This is a genomic window from Emticicia sp. C21, assembly GCF_003418935.1.
GTDB lineage: Bacteria > Bacteroidota > Bacteroidia > Cytophagales > Spirosomataceae > Emticicia.
In genome coordinates this window covers 837,722-857,103 of sequence record NZ_QVMT01000001.1, presented here as the reverse complement: position 1 = coordinate 857,103, position 19,382 = coordinate 837,722, and the positions used below count along the sequence as shown (strand labels likewise).

Sequence of the window (19,382 nt, the reverse complement as noted above, 5' to 3'; positions counted from 1 at the left end):
CAAATATAGGAATTAGTCTATTATTATTTTATTGGGTGAAATGGTGGATGTTATGGTTGTTACTTCCAGTATTTAGGGTGTGCCTTATATTTTTCGTTTTCATAGTCCCGGGTGTTACTTTTTTGGGCTGCAAAAAAGTAACCAAAAAAGCAGCCATCATTTAAACTCGTACAATTAAAAACCTATTATTTCTCTTCTTATTGCACAAACTTTCTCTAGGTTTTTAATCGTACTCAGACAGGAAATGATGTTTTAAGGTTATCATTTTTAGTTGTTATTTTTTGATTTGTTCATTCCTATGGTTTTAAAATTTATAAATAAAAAAAGCGAACCAGTCTTTAGTCTCCTGGTTCGCCTCGTAATAGGTTCAACAACTAATCAATTATCTCCCTGCACATCATCATTTTTGATACCGCGTTTGTTCTTTTTGATTGATTCTTTGAGTTTACCAAATTTATAATTCAGGCTGAAGTTGAATGATCTGAAATAATTCCGCTGCTCACTGTATTGCAGGAAATCGGGGCCAAAAGAGTCTCTTATATTTCTTCTGAATTTATTAAAAGGATTATTGAAAGAGGCCGAAAACGACAACTTATCTTTTACTACATCTTTATTGACACTAGCCGAGTAACCCAAAAAAGCATTGGTTTTTTCCTGAATATTAATATTCGGGCCATTAAAATTGATATTCACATTTACACGCCAGTTTTTCTCTAATCTATAGCCCGATGAAAGATTTGCGCCATACATGAGGCCTTTATTTTTGATGAGTTTGCCATTGATAATACCCTCTGTCATGGCATAAGCCATTCTAGGGTTGATGCTCATGTTCCATTTTTTTGTAATCGGATAGTTGAAATTGACCATAACCATCGGTAATAATTTAGCTTTCCCCACATTACCAAAGGAAGAGCGTGTAATTCTGGTAGCCGGATCATAAACAATAACAGGGAAAAACATATTTTTAATGAATGTATGTCCTACACTGAGACTGAAAGAACTTTTACCCGACCAGTTGTAACCTATATTGATATCATTCATAATAGAAGGTTTCAAGTCAGGATTACCTGTGCGCTCAAAACTTGGATTTGAACGATCAATAAAAGGATTGAGCTGATAAATATTAGGTCTTCTGATACGTTGCGTATAACCGAAGTTCAGTCCGGATTTTTTAAATTTCCGGTTGAGTGAAATCGTTGGAATTACATTAAAGTAATTCTGACTTACTGTTGAATTGGTAGTAGCAAAATTAGCATCCAGCACTGTTTGCTCCACTCTTACACCTGCTTTGACACCCCATTTCTTGAAATTATATTGATAGGTATTATAGATTCCGTAAATATTCTGTGTGTTAGAAAATTTATTGCTAAGCTCGTTTATAACCTCATAAACATCTGTATCAGAACTATAGGTGCGATATTCAAAATTACTCTTGTTATCTCTTAGAATACCTTTCAATCCTGCTTCTATCGTCAGCTTTTTGATAGGATGTACATAATCGACCTGTAGGGTATGTTCAGAAAACAGCTGGTCGTTTAATTGACGATAATTGGGTAAATCATAGTTGATACGCTCTGAAATGCCAATCACGTTATCTTGTCCGCTGTCAAAACCATAGTATCTGTAAGAAAATGTAAGCAAACGATTTTTGTCTGCCTTGAAACCCAATTGATAATTCAGCGCTGCATCAAAGCCGGAACCTGTGCCATTGCCTGTATTATTGAGAAAATAGCGTTGTAAGATTTGACTGCCTTGTGTCAGGTCTGAACTTTGGCTGCTTACAGCATCATTGGTGTTGCCGTTGATGTTAAATTGTCCGGAAATCAGGTTCAGACTATCTAATTCATAACTTAGCTCCAATCCCAGATATCCACTCGTATTTTCTGACTTGTTGAACCCACGCTGGTCGAGTAGGGTTGAAGTTTCGCCAAAAGTATTTCGGGTAAGAATGGTAGCAGTTTGAGGATTCTTATACAGATTGCCACCACCAAAAGCCGAAAGTCCCCATTTACCCATTTTAGCAGAGAGTGAACCTCCAACACCAGGACCGCCCACAGGAAAACGTTCGCTTATGTTTAAACTACCATTATATCCATTAGTTACATTCTTATTGGTAATGATATTGATAATGCCTGAGAGGCCCTCAGCATCGTATTTAGAAGGGGGAGTAGTGATTACTTCAATGCGCTGAATAGAGGAAGCAGGCATACTTCTGAGTATATCTTTATAACTTCTTTCGACCATACTTGATGGCTTGCCATTAATTAATATCCTGAAGTCAGTGTTTCCCTTTAATTGGATATTATCTTCGGCGTCAAGAGAAAGATACGGCACTTTTCTCATCATATCCAATACGCTGAATACTTTACTTTCAGGGTCAGCCTGTGTATCGTAGGAGATACGGTCAACTTCCTGTTTTACTATTTGTTTGGTGGCGCTCACTTTTACTTCTTTCAAACCAAGGGCTTCTTCAGTAATAGATATTTTGCCTAAATCAAGAACGGCTTTGGTTGAATCAGACAAATCGGCTTTCAGTATTTTCCCTTTATACCCAACCCCTGATATGACGAGATAATATTTATAAGGTTTGAGTCCGACAAATTTGAATGAACCATCCGCTTTAGAATAATCTACTTTTACGGACACATTTTTGTCTTTCATGAGAGCAACTGTAATAAAATCAGGATTTTTTTGTGATAATGAATCGACAAGAACCCCCATAATTTGCTGGCCTTTCGGGGCCTTTTGTGCGTGCGCATAAGCGGTGAGTAGCAAGCCTGCCAAAGCAAGCATGCAAGAAAGTAAGAGCTTTTTCATGAGTTTTTATTCGTTTTTGTATTTATAAAGCAATAGTTTTCCATCAGGGCAAAATGCCCTTAAAATTTTCACTCATGACCCATCAAAGTCATGAAGTGAAGAACCCTTTATTCGTGATACGGTTTAGTGATTTTAATCTATGACATTACAAATATATAATAAGGTACTTTGTAATGCAAGGTAATATGTAAAAAAATATTTCACTTAAATTGATAAGGATTACAGACTATTAGATGCGAGTGAATAAAAATTGTTACAATAGAATGCTGATTTAGAATAGTTGCTCTATCAAAAATTGATAAAGCACTTGACAAAGCATTGATAAAGCATACATCAAAGCAAAGTAAAAGCACCTGACAAAGCAATGCAAAAGCACTAATAGTATATATAAACAAAGAATAAAATAAACTATTAAACTAAAAAAGTATAAACAGTAGAGGCCGATTAGGATTCAGGAAATAGGTGTTCTTTAAAATTTTTCGAAATTCGGAAAAAATAATCTTTTGCATCTACACCTAACAGTATGATTAGACCAAAATCTTCCCAAATACTTTGAAAACAAAATTCTAAGTCAGAAATTTCGAGGATAACCATTCACGACTGGCCGTCGCAACTAGCAGTCCGCAACTGGCCGTCTGCAACTAGCCGTCTGCATAACAATTATTGCAATGGAGAAAGAGAAAGGCAAGATAGACAACCAAACGGAACCGAAAAAGGTAGCCAATACGGTAGCTACCTTTTTAGCAGACAATCAGATTGGAGTTGGAAAAGGTTCCCGATATGGTGGGAACCTTTTTTTTAAGCCACTCAAGCGACATCAGAAAAGGTGACCGATATGGTAGGAACCTTTTTGAGCGGGATGGCCAATTTCTGGAATACAGAATGTCATTTTATAATACTTAAATTAAAAATGTTAAACAAGTTCACTATCTTAGCTGTTCAAAACTATTCACCTAAAATTTGTATGAACCATATGACCCATTCGAAAAAATTACTTTACCTACTCTGTTATTTCCTGATTTTTAATCTCTCTGCCCAGGAGACTATTCCTTTACCCGAACACCCAAGACCTGATTTTGAAAGAGCCGACTGGCAAAACCTGAACGGCAACTGGGCTTTTGAATTTGATAAAAACGATGTGGGTGTTACTCAGAAATGGCATGCCTCTGCCAAACCATTTACCAAAACTATCAGTGTGCCGTTCCCTTGGGGTTCACCATTATCAGGTGTGAAAGACGAAGCCGATATAGCCTGGTATAAAAAGTCAATCACGGTTAGTCCCTCATGGAAAGGCAAGAAAGTATTCGTGACCATCGGTGCTTCTGATTGGGAAACGACTGTTTGGCTTGATGGCAAATTGTTAGGTAGCCATAAAGGTGGTTATACACCGTTTTCGTTTGAACTAACAAATGTAAAGCACGGAGCGAAACAAAATCTGGTCATCAGGGTAGACGATAAACGCCGTGATTTTACTTTATATGGCAAGCAAGGCTACGGCAATGCCCGTGGTTTATGGCAGACGATTTACTTAGAGGGTCGCGGACAAAATTATATTGATGCTGTGCATTTTACACCTGATATTGATAAATCGGAAGTAAAAGTAACTACTTATCTGGCAAAACCTGCTCCGCAGGATATTGCTTTATCGGTAAGTATAGATGGTCCGCAAAGCACTGCAGTGAAACAGACTTTTCCGAAAGGACAGACTCAATATTCATTTACTATTCCAATCCCATCGGCTCGCTTATGGAATCTGGAAGACCCTTATTTATATGATGCAACTGTAAAATTGGGCGACGATGCCGTGAAATCTTATTTTGGTATGCGCAAGATTTCTACAGTGAATCTGCCGGGTACTAATTATAAATACATAGCCTTAAATAACAAGCCTGTATATATGCAGCTGGCACTTGACCAATCTTATCATCCGGAGGGTTTTTATACTTTCCCGACTGATGAATTTATGAAGAAAGAAATTCTGATTGCCCGTAATATTGGTTTGAACGGCATCCGTACGCACATTAAAGTAGATGTGCCTCGTAAATTGTACTGGGCGGATAAACTGGGTGTACTAGTGATGTCTGACCTACCTAATAGTTGGGGAGAACCGGGTAAAGAGGCCCAGCAGGAGTCAGAATTTACGCTCAAAGAAATGATTAAGCGAGATTATAATCACCCTGCTATTTTCTCATGGATTACTTTTAACGAAACATGGGGGTTACGCACCAAGAAAGAGGTGAATGGTAAAGTAGAGAATATTTATACGCCTGAAACACAGAAATGGGTGGCCTCAGTGTATCGTCTGGCGAAATCATTGGATGGTACGCGTCTGGTAGAAGATAACTCTATTTGTTGCGGCGCAGGACATACCGAAACTGATATTAATTCATGGCACGAATATCTGCCAGGTTGGGCATGGGAAGACCATCTGAAAGATTTGACTGAAAAAACGTCGGTAGGTAGTGATTTCCACTACGAAAAAGGATACCTGCAAACAGATGTACCTAATATTAACTCTGAATGCGGGAACGTATGGGGCTACGAGGGTAGTACAGGCGATTGCGACTGGAGCTGGGATTATCACCAGATGATTAATGTGTTCAGAAAGTATCCGAAAGTAGCGGGTTGGTTATACACTGAGCATCATGATGTGATTAATGAATGGAACGGCTACGTGCGTTTTGACCGTACTGAGAAAGACTTAGGTTTACAGGATATGGTTAAAGGCATGAGTCTGAAAGACTTCCATTCGCCATTTTATATTTCAACAGGCAATACGATTTCTAAAACAGCACAGCCCAACGAAGTAATTACTGTGCCATTATATGCTTCGTTCATGACTGATAGAACGGATGTTGGCAATAAACTGACTTTGAAAATAAACCTATATGGCTATGATGCTTTGGGGCAGGAAAAAACCTGGAGCAGCATGGAGCGCACAGTTGATTATCAGCCCTGGTTACAAAAAGAGCTACCATCATTGGATGTGAAAATGCCGAATGAAAAGGCAGTTGTAACGATGTCGCTGGTATTGGTAGATAACGCAGGTAATGAATTACACCATAATGTAATGAACTTTATTGTGGATGCGCCAACACCTAGCGAAATCGTATTACTCTCAGGCAAAAAAGCTAAATTAGTAAGTGTAGATGCGAAGAATTTCAAAGGTGCCAAGTGGTCTGGTAAGCAATGGAATGTATTAGATGGTTTGAAAGTGAATGGTGCCGGAAGTGGCTATTTTGAGTATGCATTTAAAATACCAAACAACCTTGACCTGAATACAGTGGAAAGCGTGGCTTTTGTAGTAGAAGCAGGAGCGAAGCAACTGTTTGCTAAAGACATGGACAAAAAGCTGAAAGGCAATGAAAACTGGATGCTAGGTGCCATTGCAGACCCTGTGCAAAACCCGAATGCGTATGCCATGACTGACATGATCAAGTTCCCGACATCGGTAGGTATAAGTGTAAATAATATATTTGTTAGTCGTCATGATTTGCCTGATGATCCTTCTGACCACCGTGGTGTTCTCTCTTGGCATAACCAATTAAGAGATAAGAAACTCCGTGAAGCGGGCTCTTATGGGTATCGTCTGGGAATTATTATTCCACCAAGAGCATTGGAGGAAGCGAAGAAGACAGGGGAAATTGTAGTAAGAATGGAAGTACCTGAGAGTATGAATGGAGGTCTGGCGATTTATGGTGATAAATTCGGCCGTTATCCATTAAACCCGACTGTAGCGTTTGTATTGAAATAAGGATAATGTATCTGTTAAATTAAATAAATTTTAAAGTTTTAATATATCGTTCCTACGGGACTTAAAGTTATCTTGCTCCACTTTCTACTTTCTACCGCTGCGGCGGCCGCCGCAGCGGTAGAAGTAAATAACATCATTAATTTCAAATATCCCGTAGGAATAATATATTAAAGTAAAGATTAATCTTAATGTATCAAGATGATAAAATCAATCACTATAAGATGAAAATGAAAATGGGCATGCACCGGAAAAGTTTGCATGCCCATTTCTTTTACTTTAACCTAGGTTCTATATCTAAAGCAAATTAATTCTGTTTGGGTGTTGAGGTACCTTGCTCGTTTGGGAGAATAATCACCGTCGGAGGAACAGTTGATGGCTTTCTCGGACTTGCCACCGGAACTGCACTTTGTGCAGATGGGGTAGTTGAGCTCTGAACTGGTTGCGTTGCCAGTATTGGGCCGGCATCAGTTACACCAGTATCTTTAATAGAAGCCTCACATTGTCTGATCGTCATGGCGATACCATCATCCATCAAACCCTCTCTGATGGCCTGATGATAGAACATAATCGCTCTTTTCAGCATATCAGCCGTGGCCTTTGGTGTATTTTGTCTCCAGGCCAGACGCTGTAATTCAGCTCCTTGTGCCAGGGTAATCTTAGGCAATTCACCTTTATTCGGGTCATCAGGATTCATGCTGATGAGCTCAATCAGATTGGTTTTTGCAGGCTCATACTTGCGCATACCATAATAATCCTTGAATTTTTGAGTCAGATACATGGCATGAGACGAATTAGTGACCTGGTCAGAAATTTTGCTTTCCGACTGAAATTCAGGTAATTTCGCACATTCACGATAACGGAAAAAGGCATCCCAATAACGTCCGGCTTTAAAGTAATCATCAGCCTCTTGTAATAGATACGCACGGGATGTTTGACCAAAAGCTGAAATTGAGAGTGAAACTATTCCCAACATCAAGAAAAAACGCATAGTCTTCATAAGAAAACAGTTTTATAGTTCTTAGCGGTTTTTAAAATTTGATTTTGTTAAATAAACGTCGATTATAATAAAAAAATTGAGAGAAACCGTTAAAAATTAATTAATTTTTTGAAACGATTCATTAGCGAAATATCAACCTTTATCCAACAACATAGTAATATACCATTTCTATACAATTTTGATGCCTTTCCGCCATCACCCTTTGTATATATTTATCTGCCTGAAAAACAGCTGGTTATCCATTGCGTTTCGATAGAGCCATCTATACAGAATGGGGATTTTTTTCAACATTTAAGTAAAGCCTTCACACAACTAGGGCTGCGTATGATTCATCTTTGGGAAGATGTCTGGTATACACAGCAAAGAATTGTACAGTCACGCTTGCTATCAATTTTAGGTGAATCGGCTACTATTCCGGCAAGATTGACTAAAAGCAGACGTATTGATAAACCGACTTTGGATAGGTTTCTTTTAGAAAACCATTTGCAGATTCCAACAGGTGCTAAGTTTAAATACGGGCTATATTTGCCTAAGAGATATTTCAGAGTGATTGAAAAAAATAAGAATATTTTCACTCAGGCTTTAAGTGAGGCATTGGAGCAACAGGAAGAAATATTGATAGCAGCTGCCTCTTTCAGCACGGCAAGAACATTTGTTCGTGAGGGTGTTTCTTACAGAAGTTTTGAATTGATACGGTTTGCTAATCTGAAAGGCTTTACGGTAGTAGGTGGTTTTGATAAGTTGTTACAAACTTTCATCAAAGAGCAAAGACCCGAGGATATTATGACTTACGCTGATGCAGATTGGTCGGATGGTGCCAGTTATGAAAAATTAGGTTTTGAGCGAATAGAATTGACAGTTCCGCAGTCATTTCGATTGGATGCAGATAATAGAAGAATCTGGAAAAGAGAAGAGAAAAGCGAGAAACAAGTGTGGAATGCAGGGAGTTGGAAGTATTTGTTGAAATTAAAGCAGGGATAAATGGGAGCGCAGCAAAAACTCATAGTGATATTGGGCCCAACGGCATCAGGCAAAACAAAACTGGCTGTTGCATTAGCTGCTACAATCGGAGGGGAGATTATCAGCGCCGATAGCCGACAGGTATACAAAGGAATGAATATCGGTACGGGTAAAGATTATGAAGAATATAATCACCCATCGGGTCTGAAAATTCCTTATCATTTAATTGACGTTGTAGAAGCGGGGGAGGAGTATCATGTGGCTCGTTTTCAGAAAGACTTTCAGCAAGCTTATAAGGATATAATTGATAGAGGGAAAGTACCTATTCTTTGCGGTGGCACGGGTATGTATATTGAGGCAGTGTTAAAGAATTATCAGCATACACAGATTCCGATTGATAATCTATTAAGAGAGCAATTAGAAGCGAAAGAGTATCAAGATTTACTCAATCAGTTTCAACAAGAGTATCAGACATTTACTCCTGTCGCAGATACTTCTACTAAAAAGCGGTTAATCAGGGCTATTGAGATTGGTCGTTTTATGCGAAATAATCCGCAAGTTAATGATGCAAAGGAAGCTTATGAGGCATTAATCTTTGGTATTTCTATTCCGACAGAAGTGCGGCGGGAACGGATTACCAAGCGGTTATATAAACGCCTGGAAGAAGGTATGATTGAAGAGGTCCAGGCTCTTTTAGATAAGGGAATAAGTGCTGAAAAACTGATTTTTTATGGTTTGGAATATAAGTTCATTACCGAATATCTATTGGGTCAATTGGGTTATGAGGAAATGGTAACAAAACTGGAAGTAGCCATCCACCAATTTGCCAAGCGCCAGATGACTTTTTTTAGGAGTATGGAGAAAAAAGACCTGCCTATTTATTGGTTAGATGGGATGGATGCAACAGAAAATCTCGCCAATCAAATAATTCATCAGATTCAGACTTAAGATATATAAAAAAACGCTCATTCTTACTTATTTTTGTAGAATATGAATTCTGTTACAGATGAAGCAATTAATATCCCTAACTATACTATGTTTACTTACGCACTTTGCTTTTGGGCAAAAAGTACTGGTATTTTATGATGCGGTCAATACACCCGAATTGAACGCATTGGCAGCAACCGCTTCATCGAAAAAAATAAGTCTGGATACCACTTCTAATCCGACCAGATTTACTGAAAATACATTAAAAAACTACAATGCCATTGTTTTTCTGAATACCTCAGCCAATCGGCTGAATTTCAGACAAGCGGCCGAGCTACAAAGATTTATACAAGCTGGTGGTGGTTTTGTGGGGATTGGCAAAGCAGCAGAGCATTCATACAAATGGCTTTGGTACGAGAAAATTCTGGGAGGTACATTAGCCCAAACTCAATTAGAAAATCCTGCTCAATTAAGCCTGATTACTAATGCCAGTATAGGCAAAACAGCCTTACCGCCACTCTGGAAAGTAAATGATAAGCCTTTGGTTTTTAATAATCTGCCCACCCGTTGCAAACCTGTACTATTAGATGTGATGGGTAAAACCTGGGCCTGGTATTATACCACAGACGAGGGTGGAAAGCTGTTTTATACGGCTTTGGGCTGTGAGCCCTCCGCCTATACAAACCCGGATTTTATTAGCCATGTCTGGTCGGGTATTGAAGAAGTATCTGCAAAAGCCTTACCTGATTATGTGAAAATTGCCGGAACTGCCTTACCTGATGAAAAGAACTTCCTGAAAATTGTATTATCAGATAATTTACAGAATCCGTTGGCTCTGGCGACTTTGCGAAATGAGAATGTGCTATTGGTAGAAGAGGATGGTAGTGTGAAAATGTATGAAGCCAAAAAAAGCAAGACCAGCCTATTAGGTAAGATTGAAATACCTAAGATGAAAGCCATCAGGCTCGACCCCGAATTTTATCAGAATGGTTATATCTATACTTTTGCTGAAACAGCGCTGAATGAATATAAAATCGGGCGAATGCAATTGGTTGGCGACACCACCATTATGATGACAGATTTTACCAGTCAATCGACGAATCCTTTAGTACGCAATGCGGTATATGATTTTGAAAGATATGCTAAAAGTCCGTATCGGTTACCGAAGTATTTCGACAAGAAATCTTTCAGATATGTCGATGAACAAGGCGTGATATTGGAAACACTAGATGAAGACGGCAATGTGAAGAACATAGAGCCTTTTCTGACAGATATGAAGTTTAATTTCATTAAAGACCTGTCATTTGGGGCTGATGGAGGGCTATATTTTCTGGAAGATAATCAGCTAAAGAAAATAGATTATTCAGAAGTTAATCGTAAACCGATTGCGATTGCCTCGGCAGATGTATTAACCGGAAATATGCCTTTAAAAGTAAAGTTTACTTCTGACGGCTCAATTGATTTTGATAAGAATGATAAAATCAGTTTTGAATGGAATTTTGATGGGGTTAATCAGTCAACAGAACCGAATCCTGAATTTACATTTACCAAGCCAGGGCCTTATGAGATAAAGTTGAAAGTAAGTGATGGGAATGGAGAAACTGCAGAGGCAATAGTCAAAATTCAGGTGAATAAAGTGCCTGTAAAGAGTAGAAAAAAATAATCACCCTTTCCAGCAGGTAAAAGGGTGATAGGTTCACGGCTATTTAGTTGGAATTTCAATGATAAAAGTTGTATTGGGTATCACGCCTTCAGTACGGCAATTCAGTTTTTCACCTACGTTTTTTACCAGCAAGTGAATCTTCATATTGGCATAATCGCTTTGTTTCTGAATCAAATCTTCAATCTGTCTGAATACGAATAAGGGCTTTACCTGTATTCTTTCAGTATTCAGATTGGTCTCTATCTCCTGAAAAAACTCCATACGTTCGCCTAGTCGTTTTTTCTCTAATTCGAGAAATAGTATTACGGTCTCTATTTCCTGCGCCAGAGAGATATTCTTTTGTTTGGAGTTAACAGAGATTGATTTGAGTAAATTACTGAACTCGGTCAGGTACTGGGCAGCTTCCATGGGGCTATGCACTAGAATATACTGCTTAATCGAATTCAGGTTACTGTATAAAAACTGCGGATTACCCATAACATTCTCTAATTCCCGTATTTTGGCTACAATGTGCGACTCTCTTTTTTGTTTCAGATACGTTGTCAGACTCCACAAGAAACTAATCAGCAATAACAAACCCATTGCCACATACATAAACACGTTCATTATCACTAATAAAAGAGTGGGATAAAAAAAAATCATAGCGATGGTTGTTTCGGCTTTTGCAAATCTATTGAAACCACGGGGCGGTGTAAAGGGAGATTTAGTATTTGGGGGATTTTATACTATATCTGGTAGTTTTGGGCAGGTATTTGGGGGAGGGCTAGAAGTATGAGAAATGGCTAATTTAGCTAATAAAATTATTTCGGAGATAGTTCCAGTACTACCTCGTTATAAGAAGTAAATATACTATAACCTCCTTTGATATTTGAATAGCGTGGATATGGAGGAGAAAAGGCCTGTTCTAATTCGGTTGCCGTGTAGTAGGTTCTGGAAAATTCATTGTAACTTTTACTAAGGGTTCTGGGATATAGCTGTTTCATAACCTATAAACGAAACTTTTAATTGAGCCGATTTTTGATTGAGAGAGAACAAAATAGCCATATTTGTTGGTGAACTGACCAACTTTTGAATGTTCTTCAAAAAACAGATGCGCCAATAAGGGCCTCGCCTACAGATTCATCAGCAATATAGCCATTAATTATAAACTTTTGTGCAATTGAGTTAGTAAAGACAAATAGGAAAAAGAATTGGATACATAAAATTTTCACATAATTATTTAGCGAAGTAAGATGGAGTTCGTGCAAACTCCATCTTTAAAATTTTTATTTTGATGCCGTACATTCATGATAGAATGTATCGTGACCTATACCTGATGACTTTACCCAACCTGTGGCCGGATAGGTACTGCCTGGAGCGCCAAAAGGTTGAGCGACACTACTTTCTGAGCATTCATAACAGATGCCTGAATCAATAGTTATCAATTGATTACTCACACCATTAAAGTATAAAAACTGTGCTTGTAATCTTAGTTGAGAGGTATTATTATTAAACCATATCCCAACCGTTCTTTTTCTATGTTTAGCTATTGCATCATAACCATAAAAAGCTCCGTCGATATCTATGCCAAATACATCAGGAGTCCCATATAAAGTAAAGTAACCAGCAAATGCTCTATTGTCACCAGAACCGTATAAATTATGACATTCCCGGTCTAAATTTGTTACATCTTTTATTCTTAGATTTTTATCAAGTATAGCAATTCTTTCCTTTTTTAACGGAGAAATTTTTATCTCTTGAGATAAGTTCCCTTTAAGAACATCTTTTAATTTATTTTCGCTAAAATTATTTATCTTTAATATTCTATCATATTCTAACTTATATGCACTATTTCCAACTAAAATTACACCTTCGTGATTAAATAATATAGAATGTATAGGTTGCTCAGTATTTCTAATGGCCTCTATTTCATTACCTTCTTTTATAAGTGTTAAAAATCCTTCATATCCTTTATTGGATTTCGTTTCACCAATTTTTACTTTATCCGATTCAGTAAGTTTTTCATAAGCCCTTTTCATTGAAGTGTAATTCTGAAATTGACTTTCCCAGTTTTTTAAGTATTCATGGTTTTGGTTTTTCATTAACTCATCAAATACCTTTCTAAAATGTTTCTCATCAACAAACTTTAGTCTACCATTCTCAACTGTTATTTTATTTGTTTGCTGTACTTTTTCTTGTACTTTCGGCGGTGTTGTGACCTCTTCTTTACAAGAAATAAAAACGTAAGTAAGACAAGACGTTAATATTAGTACTAGCACTTTGGGCAATGAATGTTTTTTCATAAATTTAAATGTTTAATTGTAAAAAGATTAAATAGTAAGCCCCTGGTCCACCAAGATTTTCGGGGCTTACTTTATTAACAAATATAAAAGAGGACAGATAAGTAATCAATAAGTGAAAACACCGAAATTTATTCTGATATAGGTGATTTCACTTATCAAATGCAGGTGAAGAATCTTTGTACAATTGCGAAGCTATTTGTCTTAACTCTCTTGAGCCAGTCAAATCTAATTTCTTAATGATATTGTTTTTGTGCGCCTCAACCGTCTTTTCACTGATAAAAAGTAGCTCAGCAATTCGCTTGATTGAATAGTTATAACTTAATAAGCGCAGAGTTTCATTTTCTCTTTGGCTCAATTGATTTAATACTGTATTTCGCTTATCAAAAACAGGGCTCTGAATTTTTTTTATGAGTATAGGAGAGATATATCTTTCTCCTTTGATGAGGCATTGAACGCAGTTTATTAAAGACTCACTTGAGGTATCTTTCAGATAATAAGCATCTGCATTGGTAAATATGGCATTAATAATAGATGTATTGTCCAATTCTGAAAGGCAAAGAATACATTTAGTAGATAGATGAAGAATAGATTTAATTTTGCGGATTAACTCTAGTCCGTATTTGCCCTCTAAAATTACAAAGTCAGGTTTTGTACTAAGTATTTTCTCAAAAATAGACTTTTCGTTTTCTATTCCCAAAGAAATACACATTCCATATTTAGAAGAATCATTTATAAGAGCAACGGCATCTATAAAGTTTTGAGTAACAGAAAGTATTGAGATTTCTTGTGATGGATTCATTTTATTAGTCATGTGCAAAGATGTTTATGACAAAAATACAAAAATACTCTGATATAAAGAATAAACTTTTACTCAATTTATTCTATTAAAGTATCTGAATTTTGGTTTTAGTTCAAGATACGTTTAGTATAGAAGACTGTAATTTCTGCTATTATATAAACTCAGAACCGATAAAAACTATAATACACCACAAAATTGATTCTAGCTTCCGTATCCCGGATGTATTGCTGGTAGGCTGCTTCCAGGCCTAATTTAAGGTGTTTTGAAACGCTATATCTGTATTCAAGGCCTCCACTGAACCCCAGTGACAGACTTCTTTGGAAATAAGGCGGATCTGGGATATATTCTAAGCCAACAGGTGGATTTTTCATAGGATTAAGCCTGAAACCTCCGTATCGGAATTGGGTAGACCTAACAGCGCCTGCAGAAGCATTGATACCCCAGAAATGAGATTGTCGCTTAAAAATGCCTACTAGAAAACCTATATTCAATTTTTGTGAGCTGCTTTGCAGAAAAGATATGGTATAAGGATTATTCGCTACACCAAAATCTTCAGCACTAGTATGTCTCTGGGCATTAGCAAAACTTAATTGCGACTGAAACGCTATAAGCTTAGTTAGTTGTCTCTCATATTTAGGAGTGAAGTTATACCCCTTTATATCACCTGTACCGAATAAGGTAAATCCTCCTGATAATCCAATGGTATTTTTTAATTCACTTTGGGAAAAAGAAGATAAGCTGATAAATATTAGCAGCAAAAGCACAATAGTTGTTTTCATAAAGATGTGGTTGTTAATTAATGATTTAGTCAGATGCAAAATTTGTCTATACAAAAATAAAGAAGTCCACGAGATAATCATGGACTTCTTTAGGGAAATTTATAGTAAGCTAATCACTCAGTCAATATCTCCAGATTTTTAATTTTGGTTGGAAACCAGACCCGCATTTCTCCCTGTCCACGATTAGATCGGGCGTAGTAGGGGATCAATACTAAAGGTTGGGTTGTGGTATTAACAGAAGAATCATCCAGAATATTAATAGCATTAGCAGTACCTTTTAATGTCATTACACCATTCAGTAAATTAGGCTGAAAACTGGTCTGGAACTGTTGTTTTTCTGGTACTATCAGGTTGGAGGTATGGCCATTGTTATCAACGAATTCGGCGCAGTAGACAATCGGGCCGTATTCTATGGCAATTTTACCGATATCGTCTTTTACTTTGGCATTGGCAATGGTCTGGCGTACTTCCATTGGTAAGTCTACTTCTATCACATCGCCTTTTTTCCAGAGTCGGTCAATGGCGATATAGCCGTTTTCCAGTTTTAACTCTAAAGGCTGACCATTTACTTTTACTGAAACTTCTTTTACTAATGTGCCTTTATAAGCATATAAATCTGTAGGGAATGCCTGATTTTTTGCCCAGCCCGGAATACGAACATACATGGCGTATTGTAGCCCTTTTTTGTTCTGTGGTTCCACATTGATTTTGATATTTCCCTCCCAGGGATAATTGCTGGTTTGGGTAATAGTAACGTTTTCTTTGGGGGAAACTTCCATTGTCGAAGTATTGCTTATAAACAAATTGACATACACCCGATTATCTTTTTGCGCATAGATATAACCCGGGATGGAAGGCATAAAACGGCAGATATTGGTCGGGCAACATGAACAGGTAAACCAGGGCGAGCGTTTATTCTCTCCTGTCAGTTTGCCATTTTTAATGGTGTATTCCATCGGATTTTCGTAGTTGAAAGTCTTTCCATCCAACCCTATACCGCTGATTAAACCATTATAAAGTGTACGCTCCAATACATCAATATATTTCGCATCACCATACATCATAAACATCCGGTGATTCCAGTAAACGCTGGCAATAGCGGCACAAGTTTCGCAATAAGCACTATGGTTTGATAATTCATAATCAGGCCCGAAGCCCTCCCAGTTACCTGCTTGTCCGAGTCCGCCTGTGATATAGGTTTTCTTTGTAAAGGCATTCTCCCATATTTTGGTAATGGCATTCAGGTATTCCAGATTATTGGTTAATGAGGCTACATCAGCCATACCTGCGTAGAGATAGCCTGCCCTTACTGAATGGCCTAGTGCTTCGGTTTGTTGTACGACCGGAATATTATCCTGCCAGTAAGCACCTGTTTGCCAGACAGTCGCATCTTTATCTCCTGTTTTCTTTTCGTATGGTCGCTTACCGCGGCAATCAATAAAGAATTTAGAGAGGTCGAGTTATTCTTTTTTACCCGTGATTCTGTACAGTTTCACCAAGCCTATTTCAATCACCTGATGTCCTGGTGCTACTGCTTTTTTACCCGGTCCGAAAACTGTCAGCAGGTGGTCAGCGTTCTTAGTGGCAATGTTGAGCATATTCTTTTTGCCTGTAGCCAGATAATGTGCAGAAGCTGCTTCGTAGAAGTGCCCCATATTGTATAATTCATGGCTTAGTTCATGCTCTTTCTCATATCGCTCTTTGCCAATCCAGGGATGGGTGGTATCGCCCATCGTGCGGGTAGTATATAAATAGCCATCAGGCTCTTGTGCTTTGCCAATGAGCGTGATCAGTGAATCAATATAGGTGTCTAGTTTCGCATCGTATCTGACATGAAGTGAATAGGCTGCACCCTCAATTATTTTATAAATATCCGAATCATCAAATGGATAGGTAGTGCAGAGTTTCCCTTTATGTGCTACTGCCTGCTCAAAGTTTTTAATACGCCCGGTCTCTTTTGACTTCTGAAACGACCACGGAATAGTTACTGTACGGTTGATTTCCAATTTAGGCAACCAGAAATTATCATTCAGTTTTACTTTCGTAAAAGGTACACCGCTATAAGGATAATCTTTCTGGAATTGTGCCAAAGACAGCAGAGAAACAAAACTAAAGATAATGGTGATGATGGAGCGTTTCATTGATACGATATAGTTTAGGATAGGTGAGTTTTGGTTTACTTACAAATCTGTACTGTTCAGTTTTACTATCTCTTTTGTTTTAATAGCATTGTCTAAAGTTATCCAGCCACGAAAATCGTTTCCTACCTTAAACTCTGCATAACATATTTTATTAAGTCCTTCTGTTACAATATAGGTTTCGTTGATAAGTACCAATCTATTCGACCATTCAACACTTAATCTGAATTTTTCCAATTCACGTATTCCCTCGAAAACTCCAAAACGTCTATGTATAAAGGAAAATCTCTGATTAGCATTTGAGGGTTGACCAATGGTGATGGTGTCTCCTTTGGCGAAATTCACACCAGAAATTGTGCATACCGGAACTTTCATTTTATCAGATTCTTTTTCTGAACTTTTTTTAGAATCCTGGCCAGAAACCGTTGAGATACCAAAGGCCGTCAATAAAAATAGCAATGTTATTTTCATAGTTGTAGTAGATAATTTTAATTGTTTTTGAGGTTTAACTTCTAAGGTGAATCGAACCTCTGTTTAAGCTATACTTAAAATGTAACTCGTAAAAGAACCGAATGTTCTGCCTTTAAAGATAGCAGATTTTGAAAATATGAACAATAAAAGATGGATTATCTGACAAAAGACTAATTATGTAGATTGATACTTGGGCATTTGCCAATTTTTCTGAATATTTGTAGCTATTCATTCAACCTCTTCGCTCATGAAAGTAAAACTACTATTGTTCGCCTTTGTGCTATTTCTATGTGGATGGAAAGGCAAAACTCCACCTCCGACAAAACCTAAAAATATCATCTTTATTCTGGCCGATGACCATCGCTATGATTTCATGGGATTCATGGGTAAAGTGCCCGGTCTGCAAACACCTAATATGGACAGAATTGCACGCGAGGGCACACATATCCAGAATGCCTTTGTGAGTACTGCTCTTTGTTCGCCTAGCAGAGCCAGTATTCTTACCGGGCAATATGCACACACACATACTATTGTAGACAACCAGGCACCCTTACCAAAGGGCTTGAAGTTCTTTCCTCAATACCTGCAAAAAGCCGGATATAGCACCGCTTTCTTGGGTAAATGGCATATGGGTAATACAGATGATGCCCCACAACCCGGTTTCAACTATTGGCTGAGCTTCAAGGGGCAGGGCGTCTATTATAATCCTACGTTCAATATTAATGGCAAGCAGGTAGCGCATAAAGACAGCAGTTATATCTCTGATTTATTGACCGACTATGCCGAACAATGGCTCAACTCTTTAGATAAAAATAAGCCTTTCTGCATGTACCTGTCACATAAAGGCGTGCACGCAGAGTTTCAGCCTGCTAAAAGACATAAAGGCACTTTTAAAGATGCCTTGGTTTATCCTGAATCGATGTATCTGACAAAGACCGATACCAGTAAGATTTTCGGCGCTATGCCTACGCATAATCCTAATCAGCCACCGATGAACCCGAATATGAAAGACATGCCGCAATGGGTGAAAAATCAGCGTTATAGCTGGCATGGCGTTGATTATCTGTATCATGGGCAAATCCAGTTCAATGATTTTTATCGCCAATATGCTGAAACACTGAGAGGCGTTGACGATAGTATCGGCAGGGTTTTGAAATGGTTGGAAGATAACGGTCAAGCCGAAAATACTTTAGTGATTTATATGGGTGATAATGGCTTTAGCTTTGGCGAACATGGCCTGATAGACAAACGCCATGCTTACGAAGAGTCGATGCGTGTACCTTTGATTATGCGTTGTCCGAGTATTATTAAGGGTAATTCAAAGGTAACAGAGGTGATTCAGAATATAGATATTGCGCCAACCATTCTGAATTATGCAGGAGTACCAACACCTATGCAGATGCAGGGCAAATCATTTCTGCCGATTCTGCAAGGGAAAAAGATAGATTGGAAAGACAAGGCTTTTTATGAGTATTACTGGGAATATGATTTCCCGCAAACCCCAACGATGTTTGCCGTAAGAACCGACCGTTACAAATATATTTTCAATCATGGCGTATGGGATGCTAACGAATTATACGATTTGAAAAACGATCCGTTGGAGGTGAATAATTTAATCAGAAGTGCTGAGCATCAGACGATTGCGAAAGACCTGAGAGACCAGGTTTGGAGTTGGTTAGAAGACACCAAAGGCATGCAGATACCGTTGAAACGTATTCCGAATAAGAGGGGAGACCATCGGTATCGGGGGACTTATTGATTAATAAGATATTTTTAGCAGGCGGTATCAAATACT

The 19,382-nt window shown here is 37.9% G+C and carries 15 protein-coding genes and 1 pseudogene; 6 read left to right on the top strand and 10 right to left on the bottom strand.

The annotated features are described in order from the left end of the window. Positions 1 to 378 precede the first annotated feature (378 nt). On the bottom strand, positions 379 to 2,817 hold the full coding sequence (locus D0T08_RS03535) for an outer membrane beta-barrel family protein (RefSeq protein ID WP_116981194.1): 2,439 nt from the start codon (positions 2,815 to 2,817) through the stop codon (positions 379 to 381). Between the two features lie 668 nt (positions 2,818 to 3,485). On the opposite strand from D0T08_RS03535, the gene D0T08_RS27520 reads away from it, so the two are divergent. Together D0T08_RS27520 and D0T08_RS03530 are read left to right on the top strand one after the other, a co-directional pair. Further along, positions 3,486 to 3,647 carry a hypothetical protein gene (locus D0T08_RS27520; protein ID WP_158561184.1) on the top strand — a complete coding sequence of 54 codons (162 nt, stop codon included), beginning with the start codon at positions 3,486 to 3,488 and terminating at the stop codon, positions 3,645 to 3,647. 143 nt (positions 3,648 to 3,790) lie between these two features. Further along, positions 3,791 to 6,571 carry a glycoside hydrolase family 2 protein gene (locus tag D0T08_RS03530; protein WP_116981492.1) on the top strand — a complete coding sequence of 927 codons (2,781 nt, stop codon included), beginning with the start codon at positions 3,791 to 3,793 and terminating at the stop codon, positions 6,569 to 6,571. Positions 6,572 to 6,875: 304 nt separating this feature from the next. Here the strand turns inward: D0T08_RS03530 and D0T08_RS03525 are convergent, their stop codons facing one another. Next, on the bottom strand, positions 6,876 to 7,568 hold the full coding sequence (locus D0T08_RS03525; protein WP_147322696.1) for a hypothetical protein: 693 nt from the start codon (positions 7,566 to 7,568) through the stop codon (positions 6,876 to 6,878). Positions 7,569 to 7,676: 108 nt separating this feature from the next. On the opposite strand from D0T08_RS03525, the gene D0T08_RS03520 reads away from it, so the two are divergent. The 3 genes from D0T08_RS03520 to D0T08_RS03510 are packed head-to-tail and all read left to right on the top strand — an operon-like array spanning position 7,677 to position 11,118. Continuing rightward, on the top strand, positions 7,677 to 8,549 hold the full coding sequence (locus D0T08_RS03520) for a hypothetical protein (protein WP_147322695.1): 873 nt from the start codon (positions 7,677 to 7,679) through the stop codon (positions 8,547 to 8,549). Next, a complete protein-coding gene (gene miaA / locus D0T08_RS03515) occupies positions 8,550 to 9,476 on the top strand; it encodes a tRNA (adenosine(37)-N6)-dimethylallyltransferase MiaA (protein WP_116981191.1) in 927 nt (308 codons plus the stop codon). 58 nt (positions 9,477 to 9,534) lie between these two features. Beyond that, positions 9,535 to 11,118, top strand: coding sequence for a ThuA domain-containing protein (locus D0T08_RS03510; RefSeq protein ID WP_116981190.1), 1,584 nt, complete (start codon positions 9,535 to 9,537; stop codon positions 11,116 to 11,118). Between the two features lie 39 nt (positions 11,119 to 11,157). Here D0T08_RS03510 and D0T08_RS03505 read toward each other — a convergent pair whose 3' ends face one another. The 8 genes and pseudogenes from D0T08_RS03505 to D0T08_RS03475 form a co-directional block, all read right to left on the bottom strand. After that, positions 11,158 to 11,760 carry a histidine kinase gene (locus tag D0T08_RS03505; RefSeq protein ID WP_116981189.1) on the bottom strand — a complete coding sequence of 201 codons (603 nt, stop codon included), beginning with the start codon at positions 11,758 to 11,760 and terminating at the stop codon, positions 11,158 to 11,160. A gap of 158 nt (positions 11,761 to 11,918) precedes the next feature. Then, positions 11,919 to 12,101: a hypothetical protein gene (locus tag D0T08_RS03500; RefSeq protein ID WP_116981188.1), complete on the bottom strand. Its 183-nt coding sequence runs from the start codon at positions 12,099 to 12,101 to the stop codon at positions 11,919 to 11,921. A 282-nt stretch (positions 12,102 to 12,383) separates the two neighbouring features. Then, positions 12,384 to 13,400, bottom strand: a complete 1,017-nt coding sequence (locus tag D0T08_RS03495; RefSeq protein ID WP_116981187.1) for a hypothetical protein — start codon at positions 13,398 to 13,400, stop codon at positions 12,384 to 12,386. 148 nt (positions 13,401 to 13,548) lie between these two features. Further along, on the bottom strand, positions 13,549 to 14,211 hold the full coding sequence (locus tag D0T08_RS03490; protein WP_116981186.1) for a response regulator transcription factor: 663 nt from the start codon (positions 14,209 to 14,211) through the stop codon (positions 13,549 to 13,551). Between the two features lie 149 nt (positions 14,212 to 14,360). Continuing rightward, positions 14,361 to 14,978: a hypothetical protein gene (locus D0T08_RS03485; RefSeq protein WP_116981185.1), complete on the bottom strand. Its 618-nt coding sequence runs from the start codon at positions 14,976 to 14,978 to the stop codon at positions 14,361 to 14,363. Positions 14,979 to 15,091: 113 nt separating this feature from the next. After that, positions 15,092 to 15,451 (bottom strand): hypothetical protein, encoded by a 360-nt coding sequence (locus D0T08_RS28190; RefSeq protein WP_409012903.1) that lies wholly within the window; start codon positions 15,449 to 15,451, stop codon positions 15,092 to 15,094. A 9-nt stretch (positions 15,452 to 15,460) separates the two neighbouring features. After that, positions 15,461 to 17,119 (bottom strand): annotated as a pseudogene (locus D0T08_RS03480) (glycoside hydrolase family 127 protein); the annotation flags it as partial. A gap of 39 nt (positions 17,120 to 17,158) precedes the next feature. Then, the gene (locus D0T08_RS03475; protein WP_116981184.1) at positions 17,159 to 17,587 is read right to left on the bottom strand and encodes a hypothetical protein; all 429 of its coding nucleotides are present in this window, start codon (positions 17,585 to 17,587) and stop codon (positions 17,159 to 17,161) included. Between the two features lie 247 nt (positions 17,588 to 17,834). On the opposite strand from D0T08_RS03475, the gene D0T08_RS03470 reads away from it, so the two are divergent. After that, positions 17,835 to 19,346 (top strand): sulfatase, encoded by a 1,512-nt coding sequence (locus tag D0T08_RS03470; protein ID WP_116981183.1) that lies wholly within the window; start codon positions 17,835 to 17,837, stop codon positions 19,344 to 19,346. The last annotated feature ends 36 nt before the right edge of the window (positions 19,347 to 19,382 follow it).

Bases quoted from the DNA above. Each gene is read 5' to 3' on its own strand.
- D0T08_RS03535 (WP_116981194.1), bottom strand. From the start codon at position 2,817: ATGAAAAAGCTCTTACTTTCTTGCATGCTTGCTTTGGCAGGCTTGCTA.
- D0T08_RS27520 (WP_158561184.1), top strand. From the start codon at position 3,486: ATGGAGAAAGAGAAAGGCAAGATAGACAACCAAACGGAACCGAAAAAG.
- D0T08_RS03530 (WP_116981492.1), top strand. From the start codon at position 3,791: ATGACCCATTCGAAAAAATTACTTTACCTACTCTGTTATTTCCTGATT.
- D0T08_RS03525 (WP_147322696.1), bottom strand. From the start codon at position 7,568: ATGAAGACTATGCGTTTTTTCTTGATGTTGGGAATAGTTTCACTCTCA.
- miaA (WP_116981191.1), top strand. From the start codon at position 8,550: ATGGGAGCGCAGCAAAAACTCATAGTGATATTGGGCCCAACGGCATCA.
- D0T08_RS03510 (WP_116981190.1), top strand. From the start codon at position 9,535: ATGAAGCAATTAATATCCCTAACTATACTATGTTTACTTACGCACTTT.
- D0T08_RS03505 (WP_116981189.1), bottom strand. From the start codon at position 11,760: ATGATTTTTTTTTATCCCACTCTTTTATTAGTGATAATGAACGTGTTT.
- D0T08_RS03500 (WP_116981188.1), bottom strand. From the start codon at position 12,101: ATGAAACAGCTATATCCCAGAACCCTTAGTAAAAGTTACAATGAATTT.
- D0T08_RS03495 (WP_116981187.1), bottom strand. From the start codon at position 13,400: ATGAAAAAACATTCATTGCCCAAAGTGCTAGTACTAATATTAACGTCT.
- D0T08_RS03490 (WP_116981186.1), bottom strand. From the start codon at position 14,211: ATGACTAATAAAATGAATCCATCACAAGAAATCTCAATACTTTCTGTT.
- D0T08_RS03485 (WP_116981185.1), bottom strand. From the start codon at position 14,978: ATGAAAACAACTATTGTGCTTTTGCTGCTAATATTTATCAGCTTATCT.
- D0T08_RS28190 (WP_409012903.1), bottom strand. From the start codon at position 15,451: ATGGAAGTACGCCAGACCATTGCCAATGCCAAAGTAAAAGACGATATC.
- D0T08_RS03475 (WP_116981184.1), bottom strand. From the start codon at position 17,587: ATGAAAATAACATTGCTATTTTTATTGACGGCCTTTGGTATCTCAACG.
- D0T08_RS03470 (WP_116981183.1), top strand. From the start codon at position 17,835: ATGAAAGTAAAACTACTATTGTTCGCCTTTGTGCTATTTCTATGTGGA.